The organism is Kitasatospora cheerisanensis KCTC 2395, assembly GCF_000696185.1.
Taxonomy (GTDB): Bacteria; Actinomycetota; Actinomycetes; order Streptomycetales; family Streptomycetaceae; genus Kitasatospora; species Kitasatospora cheerisanensis.
This window is the reverse complement of record NZ_KK853997.1, coordinates 3,425,901-3,443,241: the sequence shown is the minus strand read 5'-3', so window position 1 is coordinate 3,443,241 and position 17,341 is coordinate 3,425,901. Positions and strand designations below refer to the sequence as shown.

The 17,341-nt window shown below is 69.8% G+C and carries 18 protein-coding genes and 1 pseudogene; 15 read left to right on the top strand and 4 right to left on the bottom strand.

What is annotated here, in order from left to right; all coding sequences use genetic code 11:
- Positions 1–27: 27 nt before the first annotated feature.
- From map to glmM, 13 genes are all read left to right on the top strand, one after another.
- Entirely contained in the window at positions 28–864 is an 837-nt protein-coding gene (gene map, locus KCH_RS15465) for a type I methionyl aminopeptidase (RefSeq protein WP_035863505.1), read from the top strand.
- A 139-nt stretch (positions 865–1,003) separates the two neighbouring features.
- A complete protein-coding gene (mscL, locus tag KCH_RS15460; RefSeq protein WP_035863503.1) occupies positions 1,004–1,438 on the top strand; it encodes a large conductance mechanosensitive channel protein MscL in 435 nt (144 codons plus the stop codon).
- A 167-nt stretch (positions 1,439–1,605) separates the two neighbouring features.
- Positions 1,606–1,827 (top strand): translation initiation factor IF-1, encoded by a 222-nt coding sequence (gene infA, locus KCH_RS15455; protein WP_003956442.1) that lies wholly within the window; start codon positions 1,606–1,608, stop codon positions 1,825–1,827.
- A 35-nt stretch (positions 1,828–1,862) separates the two neighbouring features.
- Complete coding sequence (rpmJ, locus tag KCH_RS15450; protein ID WP_003956441.1) at positions 1,863–1,976, top strand: 50S ribosomal protein L36; 114 nt, start codon at positions 1,863–1,865, stop codon at positions 1,974–1,976.
- A 175-nt stretch (positions 1,977–2,151) separates the two neighbouring features.
- Positions 2,152–2,532, top strand: coding sequence for a 30S ribosomal protein S13 (gene rpsM / locus KCH_RS15445; RefSeq protein WP_035863501.1), 381 nt, complete (start codon positions 2,152–2,154; stop codon positions 2,530–2,532).
- Between the two features lie 73 nt (positions 2,533–2,605).
- Positions 2,606–3,013 (top strand): 30S ribosomal protein S11, encoded by a 408-nt coding sequence (gene rpsK / locus KCH_RS15440; protein ID WP_014136257.1) that lies wholly within the window; start codon positions 2,606–2,608, stop codon positions 3,011–3,013.
- Positions 3,014–3,158: 145 nt separating this feature from the next.
- Entirely contained in the window at positions 3,159–4,181 is a 1,023-nt protein-coding gene (locus KCH_RS15435; RefSeq protein ID WP_030457404.1) for a DNA-directed RNA polymerase subunit alpha, read from the top strand.
- Positions 4,182–4,307: 126 nt separating this feature from the next.
- Positions 4,308–4,778, top strand: coding sequence for a 50S ribosomal protein L17 (rplQ, locus tag KCH_RS15430; protein WP_035863499.1), 471 nt, complete (start codon positions 4,308–4,310; stop codon positions 4,776–4,778).
- Positions 4,779–4,896: 118 nt separating this feature from the next.
- Positions 4,897–5,793 (top strand): tRNA pseudouridine(38-40) synthase TruA, encoded by an 897-nt coding sequence (truA, locus tag KCH_RS15425; RefSeq protein ID WP_035872241.1) that lies wholly within the window; start codon positions 4,897–4,899, stop codon positions 5,791–5,793.
- Positions 5,794–5,939: 146 nt separating this feature from the next.
- Entirely contained in the window at positions 5,940–7,598 is a 1,659-nt protein-coding gene (locus tag KCH_RS46060; RefSeq protein WP_035863498.1) for an ABC-F family ATP-binding cassette domain-containing protein, read from the top strand.
- A gap of 234 nt (positions 7,599–7,832) precedes the next feature.
- A complete protein-coding gene (gene rplM, locus KCH_RS15415; protein WP_035863497.1) occupies positions 7,833–8,276 on the top strand; it encodes a 50S ribosomal protein L13 in 444 nt (147 codons plus the stop codon).
- A gap of 62 nt (positions 8,277–8,338) precedes the next feature.
- A complete protein-coding gene (gene rpsI, locus KCH_RS15410) occupies positions 8,339–8,830 on the top strand; it encodes a 30S ribosomal protein S9 (protein WP_380362187.1) in 492 nt (163 codons plus the stop codon).
- A 134-nt stretch (positions 8,831–8,964) separates the two neighbouring features.
- Entirely contained in the window at positions 8,965–10,329 is a 1,365-nt protein-coding gene (glmM, locus tag KCH_RS15405) for a phosphoglucosamine mutase (RefSeq protein WP_035863493.1), read from the top strand.
- A gap of 106 nt (positions 10,330–10,435) precedes the next feature.
- On the opposite strand, the gene KCH_RS15400 is transcribed toward glmM, so the two are convergent.
- Genes KCH_RS15400 through KCH_RS15390 form a run of 3 tightly spaced genes read right to left on the bottom strand, consistent with a single transcriptional unit; the run spans position 10,436 to position 14,603 of the window.
- On the bottom strand, positions 10,436–12,160 hold the full coding sequence (locus KCH_RS15400; protein WP_084223644.1) for an ArnT family glycosyltransferase: 1,725 nt from the start codon (positions 12,158–12,160) through the stop codon (positions 10,436–10,438).
- The gene (locus tag KCH_RS15395; RefSeq protein WP_035863492.1) at positions 12,160–13,173 is read right to left on the bottom strand and encodes a glycoside hydrolase family 26 protein; all 1,014 of its coding nucleotides are present in this window, start codon (positions 13,171–13,173) and stop codon (positions 12,160–12,162) included. The genes KCH_RS15400 and KCH_RS15395 overlap by 1 nt, the downstream gene beginning before the upstream one ends.
- Positions 13,170–14,603, bottom strand: coding sequence for a glycosyltransferase family 2 protein (locus KCH_RS15390; protein WP_425268904.1), 1,434 nt, complete (start codon positions 14,601–14,603; stop codon positions 13,170–13,172). Before KCH_RS15390 ends, KCH_RS15395 begins: the two co-directional genes overlap by 4 nt.
- Before the next feature lie 487 nt (positions 14,604–15,090).
- Here KCH_RS15390 and KCH_RS15385 point away from each other — a divergent pair, with 487 nt between their 5' ends.
- On the top strand, positions 15,091–15,921 hold the full coding sequence (locus KCH_RS15385) for a hypothetical protein (RefSeq protein ID WP_157032065.1): 831 nt from the start codon (positions 15,091–15,093) through the stop codon (positions 15,919–15,921).
- Between the two features lie 24 nt (positions 15,922–15,945).
- Positions 15,946–17,007, top strand: coding sequence for a glycoside hydrolase family 26 protein (locus tag KCH_RS15380; RefSeq protein ID WP_051653111.1), 1,062 nt, complete (start codon positions 15,946–15,948; stop codon positions 17,005–17,007).
- Positions 17,008–17,037: 30 nt separating this feature from the next.
- On the opposite strand, the pseudogene KCH_RS44505 reads toward KCH_RS15380, so the two are convergent.
- Positions 17,038–17,341, bottom strand: a pseudogene (locus KCH_RS44505) (type I pantothenate kinase); the annotation flags it as partial.

Here is a 17,341-nt window from a genome sequence, read left to right as displayed (position 1 = left end):
AATCAGAACGTGGAAGGCGTTGACCAGATGGTGGAGATCAAGACCCCCGAGCAGATCGCCAAGATGCGGGCGGCCGGGCTGGTCGTCGCCGAGGCCCTGAAGGCGTGCCGCGAGGCGGTCGCCCCGGGGGTGACCACCGGCGAGCTGAACGACATCGCCGACCAGGTCATCGCCAAGCACGGCGCCACCTCCAACTTCCGGGCCGACCACGGCGGCCTGTGGTTCCCGGGCGTGATCTGCGCCTCGGTGAACGAGGAGGTCGTGCACGGCATCCCGGGCGACAAGGTGCTGAAGGCCGGCGACCTGATCTCGATCGACTGCGGCGCGATCCTGGACGGTTGGCACGGCGACGCGGCGATCACCGTCGCGGTCGGCGCGACCGCCGACGAGAACCTGATGCTGTCGAAGGTCACCGAGGGCTCGATGTGGGCCGGCATCGCCCAGATGAAGAAGGGCAACCGCCTGGTCGACGTGTCCCGGGCGATCGAGGGCTACATCCGCCGGCAGCCGCTGCCGCCGAAGGGCAAGTGGGGCATCACCGAGGGCTACGGCGGCCACGGCATCGGCACCGCGATGCACATGGAGCCGCACGTGCTGAACTACGTGGCCGGCCGCGGCAAGGGCCCGAAGCTGGTGCCCGGCACGGTGCTGGCGATCGAGCCGATGGTCTCGCTCGGCACCCCGCACACCACGATCCTGGAGGACGACTGGACGGTCGTCACCACGGACGGCACCTGGGCCTCGCACTGGGAGCACTCGGTGGCGGTCACCGAGCAGGGCCCGCTGGTGCTGACCGCGTTCGACGGCGGCAGGGCGGAGTTGGCCAAGCTGGGCGTCACCGCGGCGCCGGACCCGCTGGGCTGAGCCGCGGGGCGGACGCGCGGACGGCCGGCGGTTGAGGGACTTCTCTCAAAGCGGCGGGATCGGGGCCTGGGGGTTTGGACCTCCAGGCCTCTTGTCCTATTTTCGTCAGCTGACACCCGCAGCTACCCCAGGAGAGACAGTGCTCAAGGGCTTCCGCGACTTCATGATGCGCGGCAACGTCATCGACATGGCCGTCGGTGTGGTCATCGGTGCCGCCTTCACCGGAGTCGTGACCGGCTTCGTGACCGCCTTCCTCACCCCGGTGCTCGGCGTGGTGGTCGGTGCGGCCGGCGACTTCAGCTCGTACAAGTTCACCCTCGCGAGCGTGACCTTCCCGTACGGCCAGTTCCTGAACGTGCTGATCGCGTTCGTGCTGACCGCAGCGGTGCTGTACTTCTGCGTGGTGCTGCCGGTCTCCAAGGCGACCGCCCGCTACCTGCCGAAGAAGCCCGCCACCCCCAAGCGGCCGTGCCCCGAGTGCCTGACCGAGATCCCGCAGGCGGCCCGCCGCTGCTCGGCGTGCACCGCGGTGGTGGAGCCCGTGCTCCCCATCCAGGTGACGGCCAAGGGCTGAGATTTCGCTCCGGCGCGGTGCTTGGTTTACGATGGTGCGTCGGCTCACTCGTAGCGTGTTTCGGCACGCCCTCAACCCAGGGGAGTCCCCCGGGGTGGAGGTGAAGCCTGGTTCGCACGAGCGTTCCGCATACGGTAGCCGGACCCGAAGGGTGGATCTCGCAGTTCATGGCTAAGAAGCAAGGCGCCATTGAGATCGAGGGCACCGTGATCGAGTCTCTTCCGAACGCGATGTTCAAGGTCGAGCTGCAGAACGGTCACAAGGTCCTCGCTCACATCAGCGGCAAGATGCGCATGCACTACATCCGCATCCTCCCGGATGACCGGGTCGTGGTGGAGCTCAGCCCCTACGACCTGACCCGCGGCCGGATCGTCTACCGCTACAAGTAACACCCGTCAGATCGAGACCCCGGAGAACCTGAGTCATGAAGGTCAAGCCGAGCGTCAAGAAGATCTGCGACAAGTGCAAGGTGATCCGCCGCCACGGCCGGGTCATGGTGATCTGCGACAACCTGCGCCACAAGCAGCGCCAGGGCTGATCAACCCCCCGCATTTCTCGTAGTACCTTCGCGCGACGCGCATCAACGTCATACGCGGGCCGCCCGATCCGTCCAGCAGGACGGACTGCCACCCCCGGTCAGAGGCCGGGGCTCCCTGTCGAGAGACAGCGAGTAGGCGGCACGTCAGACCTCTGAAGAACCACAGGAGCCATGAATGGCACGCCTCGCCGGCGTTGATCTCCCCCGCGAAAAGCGGATCGAGATCGCCCTCACCTACGTCTACGGCATCGGCCGTACCCGCGCCCAGCAGACGCTGGCCGAGACCGGTGTGAGCCCGGACGTCCGCGTCCGCGACATCACCGAGGACGACCTCGTCAAGCTGCAGAAGTTCATCGACGCGAACTTCGAGGTCGAGGGTGACCTCCGCCGCGCCGTCGCCGCCGACATCCGCCGCAAGGTCGAGATCGGCTGCTACGAGGGCCTGCGCCACCGCCGCGGCCTGCCGGTCCGCGGTCAGCGCACCCACACCAACGCGCGTACCCGCAAGGGCCCGCGTCGCGCGATCGCCGGTAAGAAGAAGCCGGGCAAGAAGTAGTCCGTCCCGTCAACCGGACATCCCTCCGGCCCGCGGGATAGCGGACCGACCACCTCAGTAGGAGAACAGACTTATGCCCCCCAAGGGTCGTCAGGCTGCCGGCGCGAAGAAGATCCGCCGCAAGGAAAAGAAGAACGTCGCTCACGGGCACGCCCACATCAAGAGCACGTTCAACAACACCATCGTTTCGATCACCGACCCCTCGGGCAACGTGATCTCCTGGGCCTCCGCCGGCCACGTCGGCTTCAAGGGCTCGCGCAAGTCCACCCCGTTCGCCGCGCAGATGGCCGCCGAGGCCGCTGCCCGTCGCGCGCAGGAGCACGGCATGCGCAAGGTCGACGTCTTCGTGAAGGGTCCGGGCTCCGGCCGCGAGACCGCGATCCGCTCGCTCCAGGCCACCGGCCTGGAGGTCGGCTCGATCCAGGACGTCACCCCCACCCCGCACAACGGCTGCCGTCCGCCGAAGCGCCGCCGCGTTTGATCCGTGACGCCCCTCCGGGGGCGATCGGGTCACCGCAGCACCTGTTTTAAACCTCGTACGGGCTCTCGTTTCTCGCGGGAGCCCGTACGCTTGGTCCTGTCGGCATCAAATAGTGGGTGCCGAAGACAACTGGAGGAACCTCCCCATGCTTATCGCTCAGCGTCCTTCGCTGACCGAAGAGGTCGTCGACGAGTTCCGCTCGCGGTTCGTGATCGAGCCGCTGGAGCCGGGCTTCGGCTACACCCTCGGCAACTCGCTCCGCCGCACGCTCCTCTCCTCGATCCCGGGTGCCGCTGTCACCAGCATCCGCATCGACGGTGTCCTGCACGAGTTCACCACCGTGCCGGGCGTCAAGGAGGACGTCACCGACCTCATCCTGAACATCAAGCAGCTGGTCGTCTCCTCGGAGCACGACGAGCCGGTCGTGATGTACCTGCGCAAGCAGGGCCCGGGTGTGGTCACCGCCGCCGACATCGCGCCGCCGGCCGGTGTCGAGGTGCACAACCCCGAGCTGGTCCTCGCCACCCTGAACGGCAAGGGCAAGCTGGAGATGGAGCTGACCGTCGAGCGCGGTCGCGGCTACGTCTCCGCCGTGCAGAACAAGGCTTCCGGCCAGGAGATCGGCCGCATCCCGGTCGACTCGATCTACAGCCCCGTGCTGAAGGTCACCTACAAGGTCGAGGCCACCCGTGTCGAGCAGCGCACCGACTTCGACAAGCTGATCGTCGACGTCGAGACCAAGCCCGCCATGCGTCCGCGCGACGCGATGGCGTCGGCCGGCAAGACCCTGGTCGAGCTGTTCGGCCTGGCCCGCGAGCTGAACGTCGACGCCGAGGGCATCGACATGGGTCCGTCCCCGACGGACGCCGCCCTGGCCGCGGACCTGGCGCTGCCGATCGAGGAGCTGGAGCTCACCGTCCGCTCCTACAACTGCCTCAAGCGCGAGGGCATCCACACCGTGGGTGAGCTCGTCGCCCGCTCGGAGGCCGACCTGCTCGACATCCGCAACTTCGGTGCGAAGTCGATCGACGAGGTCAAGGCGAAGCTGGCCGGCATGGGCCTGGCCCTCAAGGACAGCCCGCCCGGATTCGACCCGACCGCCGCCGCCGACGCCTTCGGCGCCGACGACCTGGACGACCAGGGCTACGCGGAGACCGAGCAGTACTGAGTTTTGGCACCGGGGGCGGTCCTCGCCGGACCGCCCCCGGCACCATGAAAAGTCGTGCGGACACGGTGTCCGTACGCCCGCTGCGGTACCTGGTACGGCCGTAGTCGGAGATTCGAGGAGCGAAACATGCCCCGTCCCACCAAGGGTGCCCGTCTCGGCGGCGGCCCGTCCCACGAGCCGCTGCTGCTGGCCGGCCTGGCCCGCGAGCTGTTCCAGTACGGCCGCATCACCACCACCGAGGCCAAGGCCCGTCGCCTGCGCCCGCTGGCGGAGAAGCTGATCACCAAGGCGAAGAAGGGCGACATCCACAACCGTCGCCTGGTGCGCAAGACCATCACCGACGTGTCGGTGCTGCACACCCTCTTCACCGAGATCGCCCCGCGGTTCGAGAACCGCCCCGGCGGTTACACCCGCATCACCAAGATCGGCTCCCGTCGTGGCGACAACGCCCCGATGGCCGTGATCGAGCTGGTCGAGGGCGAGATCGCCACCAAGGCGACCGTCGCCGAGGCCGAGGCCGCTGCCAAGCGCGCCGTCAAGGAGGCCGAGCAGGCCGCCGAGGCCAAGGCCGACGAGGCCGAGACCACCGAGGCCTGAGCCTCATAGGTCCGTGACCGGGCCCGCTCTCCCGTTCGCCGGGGGAGCGGGCCCGTTCGCATCCCAGCAGCGAGACAGGGGAGTTGGAGTGGTGAACGACTGTGCCGAGCAGCCGCCGGTGAAGGACGGCCCCGCCGACGGGCACGTCCGGATCAGGCTGGACCTGGCGTACCACGGGGCGGAGTTCTCCGGCTGGGCACGGCAGCGCGGCCGGCGCACCGTGCAGGGCGAGCTGGAGGACGCGCTGCGGATCGTGCTGCGCAGCGAGGACAACTTCCCGCTGACCGTGGCCGGCCGCACCGACGCCGGCGTCCACGCCCGCGGCCAGGTCGCGCACGTCGACCTGCCGGACGAGCTGTGGGCGCAGCACGGCGAGAAGCTGCTGCGCCGGCTGGCCGGGCGGCTGCCCGCCGACGTCCGGGTGTACCGGCTGGGGGAGGCCCCGCACGGCTTCGACGCCCGGTTCGCGGCGATCTGGCGGCGCTACGCGTACCGGGTCGCCGACCACCCCGGCGGCGTCGACCCGATGCTGCGCGGGCACGTGCTGTGGCACGACCGGCCGCTCGACCTGGACAAGATGAACGCCGCCGCCGCGCTGCTGGTGGGCGAGCACGACTTCGCCGCGTACTGCAAGAAGCGCGAGGGCGCGACGACCATCCGCACCCTGCTGGAAGTGCACTGGGAGCGCGTCCCGATCGACCCGTACGCCGCGCAGGAGGGCTCGCTGGCGGTGGCGACGGTGCGGGCGGACGCGTTCTGCCACAACATGGTGCGCTCGCTGGTCGGCGCGATGCTGCTGGTCGGCGACGGGCACCGGCCGGTGGAGTTCCCCGGCGAGGTGCTGGCGGGCGGCGTCCGCAACTCCGCGGTCAACGTGATCCGGCCGCACGGGCTGACGCTGGAGGAGGTCGGCTACCCGGAGGACTCGCTGCTGGCGGAGCGGAACCGGGTTTCGCGGCGGCTGCGGACGCTGGGCGGGGACGCCTCCGGCGCTGCTGGGGGCGGATCCGACTGAGGGCGGGAGACGGCGGCCCGCCGCCGTCCGGCCGGAGGCGCCGCAGGCCGGCGCGGGGTGCCGGTCGGCCGGGCTGCTCGGGGCGGGTTGGGGGCGGCGGGTAATCCGTTTTGTCGCCCGGCGTGCGCTTGGCACAATTCCGTGGCATGGGACACGTCGAGATCTCGCACCTGGAGTACTACCTGCCGGACGGGCGGGTGCTGTTCGACGACGCGTCCTTCCGCGTCGGCGAAGGCGCGGCCGTCGCGCTGGTCGGCGCGAACGGCGCGGGCAAGACCACGCTGCTGCGCATGATCGCGGGCGACGTGCAGCCGCACGGCGGCTCGGTCACGGTGAGCGGCGGGCTGGGCGTGATGCGCCAGTTCGTCGGCACCACCGGCCGGGAGGACGCGAAGGACACCCCGGGCGCGCTGGCCCCCGACGCCTCGGTGCGGGACCTGCTGGTCTCGGTCGCGCCGAAGCGGATCGCGGACGCCGCCCGCACGGTGGACGCCGCGGAGCTGGCGATGATCGCGCAGGACGACGAGAAGTCGCAGATGGCCTACGCCCAGGCGCTCTCCGACTGGGCGGACGCCGGCGGCTACGAGTACGAGGCCGACTGGGACGTCTGCACCATGGCCGCGCTCGGCATGCCGTTCGAGCGCGCGCAGTGGCGCGGCCTGAACACGCTGTCCGGCGGCGAGCAGAAGCGGCTGGTGCTGGAGGCGCTGCTGCGCGGCCCGGACGAGGTGCTGCTGCTCGACGAGCCGGACAACTACCTGGACGTGCCGGGCAAGCGCTGGCTGGAGGAGGCCATCCGGGCCACCGGCAAGACGGTGCTGTACATCTCGCACGACCGGGAGCTGCTCTCCCGCACCGCCGAGAAGATCATCGCGGTGGAGTCCGGCGCGGCCGGCTCCAGCGTGTGGGTGCACGGCGGCGGCTTCGACACCTTCCACGAGGCGCGCAAGGCCCGCTTCGAGCGCTTCGAGGAGCTGCGCCGCCGCTGGGACGAGGAGCACGCCAAGCTGAAGAAGCTGGTGGTGACGCTGCGGCAGGCGGCCGCGGTCAGCCACGAGATGGCGTCCCGGTACGCGGCCGCGCAGACCAGGCTGAAGAAGTTCGAGGACGCCGGCCCGCCCGAGGCGCCGCCGCGCGAGCAGAGCATCAGCATGCGGCTGAAGGGCGGCCGCACCGGCGTCCGGGCGTTCACCATGGAGGGCCTGGAGCTGACCGGCCTGATGAAGCCGTTCGACCTGGAGGTCTTCTACGGCGAGCGGGTGGGCGTGCTGGGCTCCAACGGCTCCGGCAAGTCGCACTTCCTGCGGCTGCTGGCCGGCGACGAGACGGTGCAGCACGGCGGCACCTGGAAGCTCGGCGCCCGGGTGGTGCCGGGGCACTTCCGGCAGACCCACGCCCATCCGGAGCTGCTGGGCCGCACGGTGCGCTCGATCGTCGAGGAGGAGCACGCGCTGTCCCGCGGGGCCGCGATGTCGGCGCTGCGCCGGTACGAGCTGGACCGGCAGGAGGAGCAGAAGTTCGAGTCGCTGTCCGGCGGGCAGCAGGCCCGGCTGATGATCCTGAAGCTGGAGCTGTCCGGTGTGACGGCCCTGCTGCTGGACGAGCCGACCGACAACCTGGACCTGGAGAGCGCGGAGGCGCTGCAGCAGGGCCTGGAGGCGTTCGACGGCACGGTGCTGTGCGTCACCCACGACCGCTGGTTCGCGCGGACCTTCGACCGCTTCCTGGTGTTCGGCTCGGACGGCCGGGTGTACGAGTCGCCGGAGCCGGTCTGGGACGAGGCCCGGGTGGTCCGGGACCGCTGATTCCGCGGCGAGGGCGCCGGGCCGGTTTGGATTCGGCGCCCCCGGACCGGTATTGTTGGCTGCTGTTGTGCGTATTGGCTCGCTCTATCTCACGTGAGAGGTCGGTACGCCGGAGACACCACAGGCCGAACTCCAGCGGCCAACGCCCGAATTGCGTCCGGGACGGTTGGCTGGAGGCCCCGGGTCTGTGTGCTCCTGTCAGGACCCACTCACTGAAAAGCGAAGGCTACGACCGTGCGTACGTACAGCCCCAAGCCCGGCGACGTCCAGCGTCAGTGGCACGTCATCGACGCGACCGACGTCGTGCTCGGCCGCCTGGCCTCCCAGGCCGCCAACCTCCTGCGGGGCAAGCACAAGGCGATCTACGCGCCGCACGTTGACACTGGTGACTTCGTCATCATCATCAACGCCGACAAGGTGCACCTCTCGGGCAACAAGAAGACCCAGAAGCTGGCCTACCGCCACAGCGGCTTCCCGGGCGGTCTCCGCTCGGTCCGTTACGACGACCTGCTGGCGAACAACCCGGAGAAGGCCGTCGAGAAGGCCATCAAGGGCATGGTTCCCAAGAACAGCCTCGGCCGTCAGATGCTCTCGAAGCTGAAGGTCTACTCGGGCGACCAGCACCCGCACGCTGCGCAGCAGCCGGTGCCGTTCGAGATCTCCCAGGTCGCGCAGTAATTCCGGCCACCCACACCCCAACTGACGTAGAAGAGCTGAGGAACACCGTGGCCGAGACTGCCATCGAGAGCACCCTCGAGGTCGACTTCGACGACGAGAACGTCGACGAGTACACCACCGAGTCCGAGTACACCACCGAGTCGCTGGCCGGCCGCTTCGGCGAGGCCGTCCCCGGCGCCGGCCTCGGCCGCCGCAAGGAGGCGATCGCCCGCGTGCGCATCGTCCCCGGCACCGGCGTGTGGAAGATCAACGGTCGCACCCTGGAGAACTACTTCCCCAACAAGGTGCACCAGCAGACCGTGAACGAGCCCTTCAAGCTCCTGGAGCTGGACGGCCGTTACGACGTCATCGCCCGCATCTCGGGTGGCGGCGTCTCCGGTCAGGCCTACGCGCTGCGCCTCGGCGTGGCCCGTGCGCTGAACGAGGCGGACGTGGACAACAACCGCGGCCCGCTGAAGAAGGCCGGCTTCCTGACCCGTGACGCCCGCGCCGTCGAGCGTAAGAAGGCCGGTCTGAAGAAGGCCCGCAAGGCGCCGCAGTACAGCAAGCGCTAATCGCACCCTGCATGCGATCCTCGCCCCGGAGCACTTCGTGCTCCGGGGCGTTGTGCCTCCCGGACTCGTGCGGGGTCCGCGGGGGCTGGTACCAACCGAGCCGACAGGCGCGACAGGACGGGACGAACGCGAACATGGCACGACTCTTCGGTACGGACGGGGTGCGCGGGGTGGCCAATGTCGGCCTGACCGCGGAGCTGGCGCTCGGCCTGTCAGTGGCCGCCGCCCATGTGCTCGGGGACGCGAACGCGTTCGAGGGGCACCGGCCGGTCGCCGTGGTCGGCCGTGACCCCCGGGCGTCCGGAGAGTTCCTGGAGGCCGCGGTGATCGCCGGCCTGGCCAGTGCCGGCGTGGACGTGCTGCGGGTCGGCGTGCTGCCCACCCCGGCCGTCGCGTACCTGACCGGCGCGCTCGGCGCGGACTTCGGCGTGATGCTGTCCGCCAGCCACAACGCGATGCCCGACAACGGCATCAAGTTCCTCGCCCGCGGCGGCCACAAGCTGGACGACGCGATCGAGGACGCGATCGAGTCGCACTACCGGCGCTACGGCGTCGGCGACGAGACCTGGGACCGCCCGACCGGCGCCGCGGTGGGCCGGGTCCGCCAGTACAACGAGGGCTTCGACCGGTACGTGGCGCACCTGGTCGCGGTGCTGCCGAACCGGCTGGACGGCGTGAAGGTCGTCATCGACGGCGCGCACGGTGCGGCCGCCCGGGTCGCCCCGGAGGCGTTCGCCCGGGCCGGCGCCGAGGTGGTGTACACCCTGGGCACCGAGCCGACCGGCCTGAACATCAACGACGGCGTCGGCTCCACCCACCTGGACAAGCTGCGCGCCGCGATGAAGGAGCACAAGGCCGACCTCGGCATCGCCCTGGACGGCGACGCGGACCGCTGCCTGGCCGCCGACGCCGAGGGCGAGGAGGTCGACGGCGACCAGATCCTGGCGATCCTCGCGGTCGCCATGAAGGAGGCCGGCACGCTGCGCCGCAACACCGCGGTCGCCACCGTGATGTCCAACCTGGGCTTCAAGCTGGCGATGGAACGCGAGGGCATCGAGCTGGTGCAGACCGCGGTCGGCGACCGGTACGTGCTGGAGGAGATGAAGCAGCACGGCTTCGCGCTCGGCGGCGAGCAGTCCGGCCACGTGATCCTGCTCGACCACGCCACCACCGGCGACGGCACCCTGACCGGCCTGATGCTGGGCGCCCGGCTGGCCGCGACCAAGCAGCCGCTGGCCGACCTCGCCACCGTGATGACGCGGCTGCCGCAGGTGCTGATCAACGTCAAGGACGTCGACAAGGACCGGGTCGAGACCTGCCTCGAACTGCAGGCCGCGGTCTCCGCCGCGGAGACCGAGCTGGGCTCCACCGGGCGGGTGCTGCTGCGCAAGTCCGGCACCGAGCCGCTGGTGCGCGTGATGGTCGAGGCGGTCGGCCACGAGCAGGCCCTGTCGGTCTGCGAGCGCCTTGCCGAATCGGTTCGGCTGCACCTGGGCTGACGGCAACTCGGGCTGACGCGCCGTCGGGCTCACCAAGAACGTCGGGCTGACGAAACGTCGGGGGCCGGTCCGTTCGGACCGGCCCCCGACGCGTTCCCTGCCGCTGCTACTGCTGCGGGGCGGGTTGGTTCTTCTTCACCGGGATCCACACCTGGTAGAAGCCCTTACCGTAGGTGTTCTGGTAGGGGATGCTGACGAGCAGTCGGTACTTGCCCTCGGTGCGGAGCTGCTTGGTGAGCTTCTCGTCGAGCGCGCCGGTGACCGTCCGGTCGAACACCACGACGTCGAAGTAGCCGTCGGTGAGGGCGGCCTTGAAGCCCTGCTCACCGCTGAGCAGCTTCTTGTCCTTGGTCTGGTACGTGATGGTGTACGTCGACGTCCACTGGCCGAACTCGACCTTCTCCCGCAGGTAGTAGCGCGGGACCGAGTTCGCCTCGACCAGGTAGTGCCCGTTGGGCACCAGCTGCCGGTCGAGGGTGGCGATCAGCTGGCTGGAGTTCGGCCAGGCGTGGTACAGGCTGTTGGACTGCACCATGCCGAGCACCAGCAGGGTGACCCAGGCGAGGATGCCGAGCTGCGGGTGGCGGAAGTGCGAGCCGACCACGCGGGTGATGCCGAGGGCGGCCATCGGTGCGGCGAAGAACAGGCCGTAGCCGATGTGCTTGTGCAGCGAGACGCTCTCGTGGATCCAGATCTGGTACGCCGGCGCGAGCACCGCGGTGCCGGTCAGCAGCAGGCCCATCAGGATGCGCCACAGCCGGCGCGGCACCCGGACGGCGTGCATGGTCGGGGCCTCGCTCATGCGGCCCTTGAGGGCGTACAGCACGGTGCCGAGCAGCGCCAGGGCGAACAGCAGGCCGCCCCACTCGGCGCAGTCGCGGAGCATGTCCATCCGGACGCCGTGGCCGGTGGCGCGGGCGGTGGTGGTGGACTGCAGGCCCTCGAGCATGTCCGAGCCGGTGAGACGCAGCGCGGCGTACGCGCCGCCGACCGCGACGGCCGGGATCAGGAACGCCCGCAGCAGCGCCCGCCAGGCGTGGTACGGCACGGCGGCCAGGCAGGCCAGCGCCACCACGATCGGGGCGTACATCAGCGAGGCGTACTTGACGGCGACGGCCAGCACCAGGACCGGGGGGATGGTCAGGGTGCTCAGCCACCAGCCGCGGCGGGCGGTGCGCACCGCGAGCCAGGCGCCGACCGCGATCAGGAACAGCGCGGCCGCGTCGTAGGTGGCCAGCGCGCCCATGAACAGGGTGGACTGGGTGACGGCGAAGCAGGCCGCGGCGACCAGGCCGACCCGCTCGTTGAACAGCCGGCGGGTCATCATGTACAGCAGGGCGGTGGTGCCCAGCATGAAGCCCAGCGACAGGCCGCGGGCGCCGGCCAGGCCGAACCAGGCGTCGAACGCGGCGGCCAGCGGCGGGTACAGCAGCGGCGAGCCGGAGAAGTACGAGGCGAAGGAGTCCGGCAGCGGGGCGCCGCCGTTCAGGTGGTGCAGCTGGAGGTGGCCCGCGTACAGGTACAGCGCCTCGTCCTCGAAGGCGCTGTTGCTCAGCCGGAGCGTCAGCAGGGCCTGCGCGAGCAGGATGCCGAACAGCACCAGACGGCTGACCCAGGTGCGGCGGCTGCTGGGCAGCGGGTCCCAGCCGACGTCGGGGACGTCGGGCAGGGTGTAGCCGGGTTCGGGGGCCGGCTGTTCCTGCGGCGCGGCCGGGGGTTCTTCGACGAACCAGCTGAAGCTCCGTTCCGCGCGGTAGCGGTCCTCGCGGTAGTGGTCCTCGTGCTCGTCGGAGGCGTGGGGGGTGAATGCGTCGTCGCGCTGCTGCGTCATCAGGGTTTTCTCGGATCGAAGCCGTACTGGGGGTCGGCAGCGTGCTGCTTGAAGGCGGCCAGCGAGCTGGGCGTCTTCTCCAGCCGCCAGTCGGCGCGCTTGCTGATGTTGAACCAGATGAAGCCCAGGACGTCCGGGTGCTTCTCCACGCCGTTGAAGAGCTCTTCGACGAAGGAGGACGCCTTCTTGCCGGGTTCGGCGGCGGTCTCGCTGATGATGAAGGGCTTGCCGGTGAAGGCGCGGACCTGGTCCATGGTCCCGCCGTAGACCTGCTCGAAGTTCTTGTCGCAGCACTCGGTCCAGTAGCCGACCATGCCGACCCAGTCGATGTAGCCGTCGCCCGGGAAGTACGGCTGGAGGGCGACGTTCTTCACCGGGTTGATGATGTTCGGGCTCCACACCCAGATGACGTTGGACGCACCGCGGTCCTGGAAGATGTCGTGGATCCGGCGCCACGCCCCGACGAAGTCCTCGGGGCTGTTGGTCTTGGTGCCCCAGTCGTACCAGTGGCCGTTCATCTCGTGGGCGAAGCTGATCGCCACCGGGACGTTGGTCTTCTGGACGGCGGAGGCGAAGGTCTTGATGTAGTCGTCCGAGGCGCCCTTGGCGATGTCGGCCAGCGGGGTCTTGTGCGGCTCCCAGGCGATGTACGGCAGGGCGCCGTTCTGCCAGGTCAGCCGGACGCCGGTGGAGTCGAACTGGTCGCCCCAACCGGCGTAGTTCTCAATGATGTTGGGCTGCTTGCCGACCAGCTGGGTGTACTTCTGCACCGGGTCCATGGACGCCGGGGCGCCGTCCAGGGCGACGCCGATGTACTTCTTCGCGGGCTGCAGCAGCGGGGTGGTGTCGGCCGGCGCCTGGGTGGGGTCGGCGGAGGCCACCTGGGTGTCGCCGGGGCCGAACGCGTCGTGGCCGCCGGCGGTCGACCCGGAGCGGGTGCAGCCGGGCAGCAGGGTGAGCAGGCCGGCCATCAGCAGGCACGCGGCTGTTCGGGCTCGGTAGGTCGGTTTCACGCGGCCTTCTCGCTTCGGGGCTGGAGGAGGGTGCGGCCGACCACCAGGGCGTAGAACAGCCCGGAGGCGAGCACCAGGGCGTAGTCCGGCGGGTACCCGGTGAGGATGCGCCACACGGCGATGCCGACCCAGGCGAGGGCGGTGCCGCCGCCCCACACGGACAGGCCGATCCACAGTCGGCGGGTGCGGTTCTTCTTGGCGGTGCTGGAACCGGTGGGCTGCCACGCCATCCGCTTGCGGCGCAGGATGTCCCAGATCGCGAAGAAGTGCGCCCAGCCGTACATCATGCGGCAGGACCAGGCTTCCAGGCGGTACGGGACGCGGTGCCAGAGCGGGAAGATCATGGTGGTGTAGACCAGGCTGGGCAGCACCAGCCAGAGCCGCTCGACCAGGAACATCTCCGGGTGCCAGATCAGCAGCGCCAGCGGGATCACCGGCGACAGGAAGATGAAGATCGCCGTGTGGATGTAGTAGAAGAAGCCGGACATGTAGCAGAGCCGGCTGCTCCAGCGCAGCTTGGTGTCCCAGAACTTGCGGCTGCCGAGCAGGCTCATCGAGCCGGAGCACCAGCGGTACTGCTGGTTGTAGAACGCGCCCGCGGTGTCCGGGCAGACTCCGGTGGCCAGCGCCAGCGGCACGTACTTCAGACCCCAGCCGAGGCGGCGCAGGTCGAAGCCGGTGTGCACGTCCTCGGAGTGCTCGATCAGCGTGGTGCCGCCGTTCTCCTCCAGCGCGGCGCGCCGGTAGATGGCGCAGCTGCCGACGCAGATCGCGCCGTCGCGGGCCTGCCGGGAGACCTGCACCGAGCGGTAGAACAGCTCCTGCACGGCGCCGGCGCCGCGCTCCACCCAGCTCTGCGAGTCCAGCACCCGGAAGTACTGGGGGGACTGGACGATGCCGAGCTTCGGGTCGGCGTCCATGTGCGGGAGGAGCTCGGACAGCAGGTCGGACCGCGGCGTGAAGTCGGCGTCCAGGATGAGGATGAACTCGCCGTCGGAGTTGCCGAAGCCGAAGTGCAGGTTGCCGGCCTTCTTGTACCAGCCGCGGTTCGGCCGGGTGCCGTAGCGGAAGCCGAAGTCGGCGGCCATGGCCTCGAGTTCGGGGCTGGCGGAGTCGTCGAGCACGTACGGCATGCAGAGGCCGGGGTAGGCGTCGGCCATCTCCCGGACGTGCTTCCAGGTGTTGTGCAGGATCTCGATCGGCTCGCCGCACACCGGCAGGAAGACGTCGACGGTCGGGTACTCCTCCGGCCGCCAGGTGCGCACCAGCTGGCGGTGGCCCTTGACGTCGAAGTCGCCGTTGAGTCCGGTGACCCGGAGCGAGATCAGGTAGTAGATCACCGTGAACGCCAGGAACGGCGAGTAGATCCACAACCAGGGAGCCTTGGTGACCAAGGTGATCTGACTGAACGCCAGGCAGGTGAAGCTGATCAGCGAACTGAGCGTCAGCACCCACAGGTGGCGCTTCGCGTAGGCGAACTTCTCGCTGTCGTTCGGGGGCTTGGGAAGCAGCCCGAGCTCCGGCGGCGCCGCTGCGGGCTTCCGGCGGCGCTGCGCGGGAACGGGGCTGCGCCGCTGGGTGCGACGAGTCGAGTCGGTATTGCTGGACAAGTGAGGTCCCGTGGCCGTGTTTCAGGATTCGTACTCGGCCTACCTGTGCGGTGTAAGGCGCGACCGGCGGCCGGAGGAGTTTATCGGACGGGTCTTGCCGTCCCGGGGGCGCTGGATGACGGTTGCATCACGGTGCGGCGACGGCGGCCGGTGGAAAGCGGGACATTCCGGATGGCTGTGGAGGCGGCATCACCGAATGGCCGCAGATGCCCTAGCATTCACGCACATGAGCGATGGGATGGGTGTACCGCAGAGTCCGAACACTCCGGGTGGGCAGCCGCAACAGCCTTTCGGCGGGCCCCAGCAGATGCCTGGTCAGCCGCCGGCCCAGGGTGCTCCGCAGTTCCCGCAACAGCCTCAGCCGTGGCAGCAGCAGCAGACACAGTACCCCTATCCGGGGCCTCCGCCGGTCCAGCAGTCGTTCGAGCCGGACTGGCAGCAGCTGGCCGACCAGCGCGAGGCCCAGGTGCGCCGCAAGCGCCTGATGACGGGTCTGGGCATCGGCGTCGGCGTGGTGGTGCTCGGCGCGGGCGCGGCCGCGGTCGCCGTGCTGAGTCAGAAGGACACTCCCGACAACAAGCCGGTCGCCTCGCAGTCGGCGTCCGCCCCGGCGTCGCCCACCGGCAGCGCCAAGCCGTCGGGCAGCGCTTCGCCGGGCAAGCAGTTGCCGCCGGCCATCACCGCCGAGGCCCTGTTCGCCGACCAGTCGCTCAACATCGGCGGGCACAACTACGTCCGCAAGTCCACCACCACGGACAATCCGTGCTGGAGGGCAACCGGAGCCGGCCTCGGTGACGTCCTCACCAACGCGAACTGCAGTCAGCTGATGCGCGGCACCTACTTCAGCGGCAACACGGCCGTGACGGTGGGCGTCGCGGTGTTCAAGAGCGAGGCCGACGCGAAGAAGGTCGGCAGCGGCATGAAGGGCCAGATCCAGCCACTGTTCGGCAAGGACAATGTGGGAGAGTTCTGCCGCAACGTCGCCTGCTCGCTGACCAACCGGGTCGAGGGCCGCTACGTGGTGTTCACGGTGGCGGGCCCGATCAGCGGCAGCGCCGGCGACCAGGACCCGTTGGCGCAGAGCGCCGGCAAGGAACTCGACGGCTACTTCGACCAGTTGCTGACCAAGGGGGCCTGACGATCAATCGAGGGGAATGAACGGATGAACCGCCGGTCGTGGTGCCGCGGCGCCGCCGCGTTGGTACTGATGGCGGCCGGCGTGTCGTGTTCGGGCGCGTCCGACGGCACCGGCCCGGCCGGTGCGCTGTTCGGCGCGCAGCCGGACGGCGGTTCGCCGTCCGCCTCCGCGCCGGCCGAGGCCGGCCCACCGACCAAGGCCCAGATCATGGCGGCCCCCGGCGTGTTCTTCGGGGTGAGCACCTATCAGACCCCTTCCGCGGCCGAGACCGACGCGGTCGCCGCGGCGGCCGGGAAGCGGCCGACGATGCTGCAGTACTTCCTGGACTGGCGCAAGGAGTTCGACCCGGCGACCGTCCAGGAGATCTACCGGCAGGGCGCGGTGCCGATGCTCACCTGGGAGCCGGGTGACGCCCCGTACGCCGCGAACCAGCCCTCGTACGCGACCCGCCGGATCGCCGACGGCGCGTTCGACCCGTACATAACCCGCTTCGCCCGCGCGGTCCGTGACCAGCGCTGGCCGGTGGTGCTGCGGTTCGCCCACGAGATGAACGGCGACTGGTACCCGTGGTCGGCGAACGCCAACGGCAACAAGCCGGGCGACTACGCGGCGGCCTGGCGCCACGTGCACGACATCTTCGCCGCCGAGCACGTCGACAACGTCATCTGGCTGTGGAGCCCGAACGTGATCCGCGGCGCCTCCGGCGACCTGCAGAAGCTCTACCCGGGCGACGCGTACGTCGACTGGATGGGCATGGACGCCTACGGCTTCGGCGAGGCCACCGCCTCCGAGGTCCTCGACCCGACCTACATCCGGCTGCGCGAGGTCGCCGACAAGCCGGTGTTCGTCTCGGAGACCGGCGCGATGCCGGACCCGCGGAAGGCCGCCTGGATCACCGACATGTTCGAGTGGATATCCGAGCACCCGAAGGTGCCCGGCTTCGTCTGGTTCGAGCACAGCGTCGAGGAGGGCGGCCGCTACGACTACCGGTTCGCCACCGACCAGGCCACCCGGAAGGCCTTCGCGGACGGCCTGGGGACCCTCTCGCTGCGCTCCTGGCCGGTGGCCCGGCCGACGGCGTCCTGACGGGCCGTCGGCCGGTCTGCCGGCGCCCCGTCAGAGCTTGCGCAGCAGTGCGCGGCGGACCTTGTGGTCCGCGCCCTTCTGCAGGATCAGGGTGGCCCGGCCGCGGGTGGGCAGGACGTTCTCCAGCAGGTTCGGCTTGTTGATGGTCCGCCAGACCTGTCGGCCGTAGTCCATCGCCTCCTCCTCGGGCACCTCGGTGAAGCGCCGGAAGTAGGAGTTCGGGTCCTGGAAGGCGGTCTCGCGGAGCTTGCGGAACCGGTCCAGGTACCAGGCCTCGATGTCGTCGGTGCGGGCGTCGACGTAGATCGAGAAGTCGAAGTAGTCGGCGACCGCC

Bases quoted from the DNA above. Each gene is read 5' to 3' on its own strand.
- glmM (WP_035863493.1), top strand. From the start codon at position 8,965: ATGGCACGACTCTTCGGTACGGACGGGGTGCGCGGGGTGGCCAATGTC.
- rpsM (WP_035863501.1), top strand. From the start codon at position 2,152: ATGGCACGCCTCGCCGGCGTTGATCTCCCCCGCGAAAAGCGGATCGAG.
- KCH_RS15400 (WP_084223644.1), bottom strand. From the start codon at position 12,160: ATGACGCAGCAGCGCGACGACGCATTCACCCCCCACGCCTCCGACGAG.
- rpsK (WP_014136257.1), top strand. From the start codon at position 2,606: ATGCCCCCCAAGGGTCGTCAGGCTGCCGGCGCGAAGAAGATCCGCCGC.
- KCH_RS15385 (WP_157032065.1), top strand. From the start codon at position 15,091: ATGCCTGGTCAGCCGCCGGCCCAGGGTGCTCCGCAGTTCCCGCAACAG.
- rplQ (WP_035863499.1), top strand. From the start codon at position 4,308: ATGCCCCGTCCCACCAAGGGTGCCCGTCTCGGCGGCGGCCCGTCCCAC.
- KCH_RS15435 (WP_030457404.1), top strand. From the start codon at position 3,159: ATGCTTATCGCTCAGCGTCCTTCGCTGACCGAAGAGGTCGTCGACGAG.
- map (WP_035863505.1), top strand. From the start codon at position 28: ATGGTGGAGATCAAGACCCCCGAGCAGATCGCCAAGATGCGGGCGGCC.
- KCH_RS46060 (WP_035863498.1), top strand. From the start codon at position 5,940: ATGGGACACGTCGAGATCTCGCACCTGGAGTACTACCTGCCGGACGGG.
- rpmJ (WP_003956441.1), top strand. From the start codon at position 1,863: ATGAAGGTCAAGCCGAGCGTCAAGAAGATCTGCGACAAGTGCAAGGTG.
- infA (WP_003956442.1), top strand. From the start codon at position 1,606: ATGGCTAAGAAGCAAGGCGCCATTGAGATCGAGGGCACCGTGATCGAG.
- KCH_RS15380 (WP_051653111.1), top strand. From the start codon at position 15,946: ATGAACCGCCGGTCGTGGTGCCGCGGCGCCGCCGCGTTGGTACTGATG.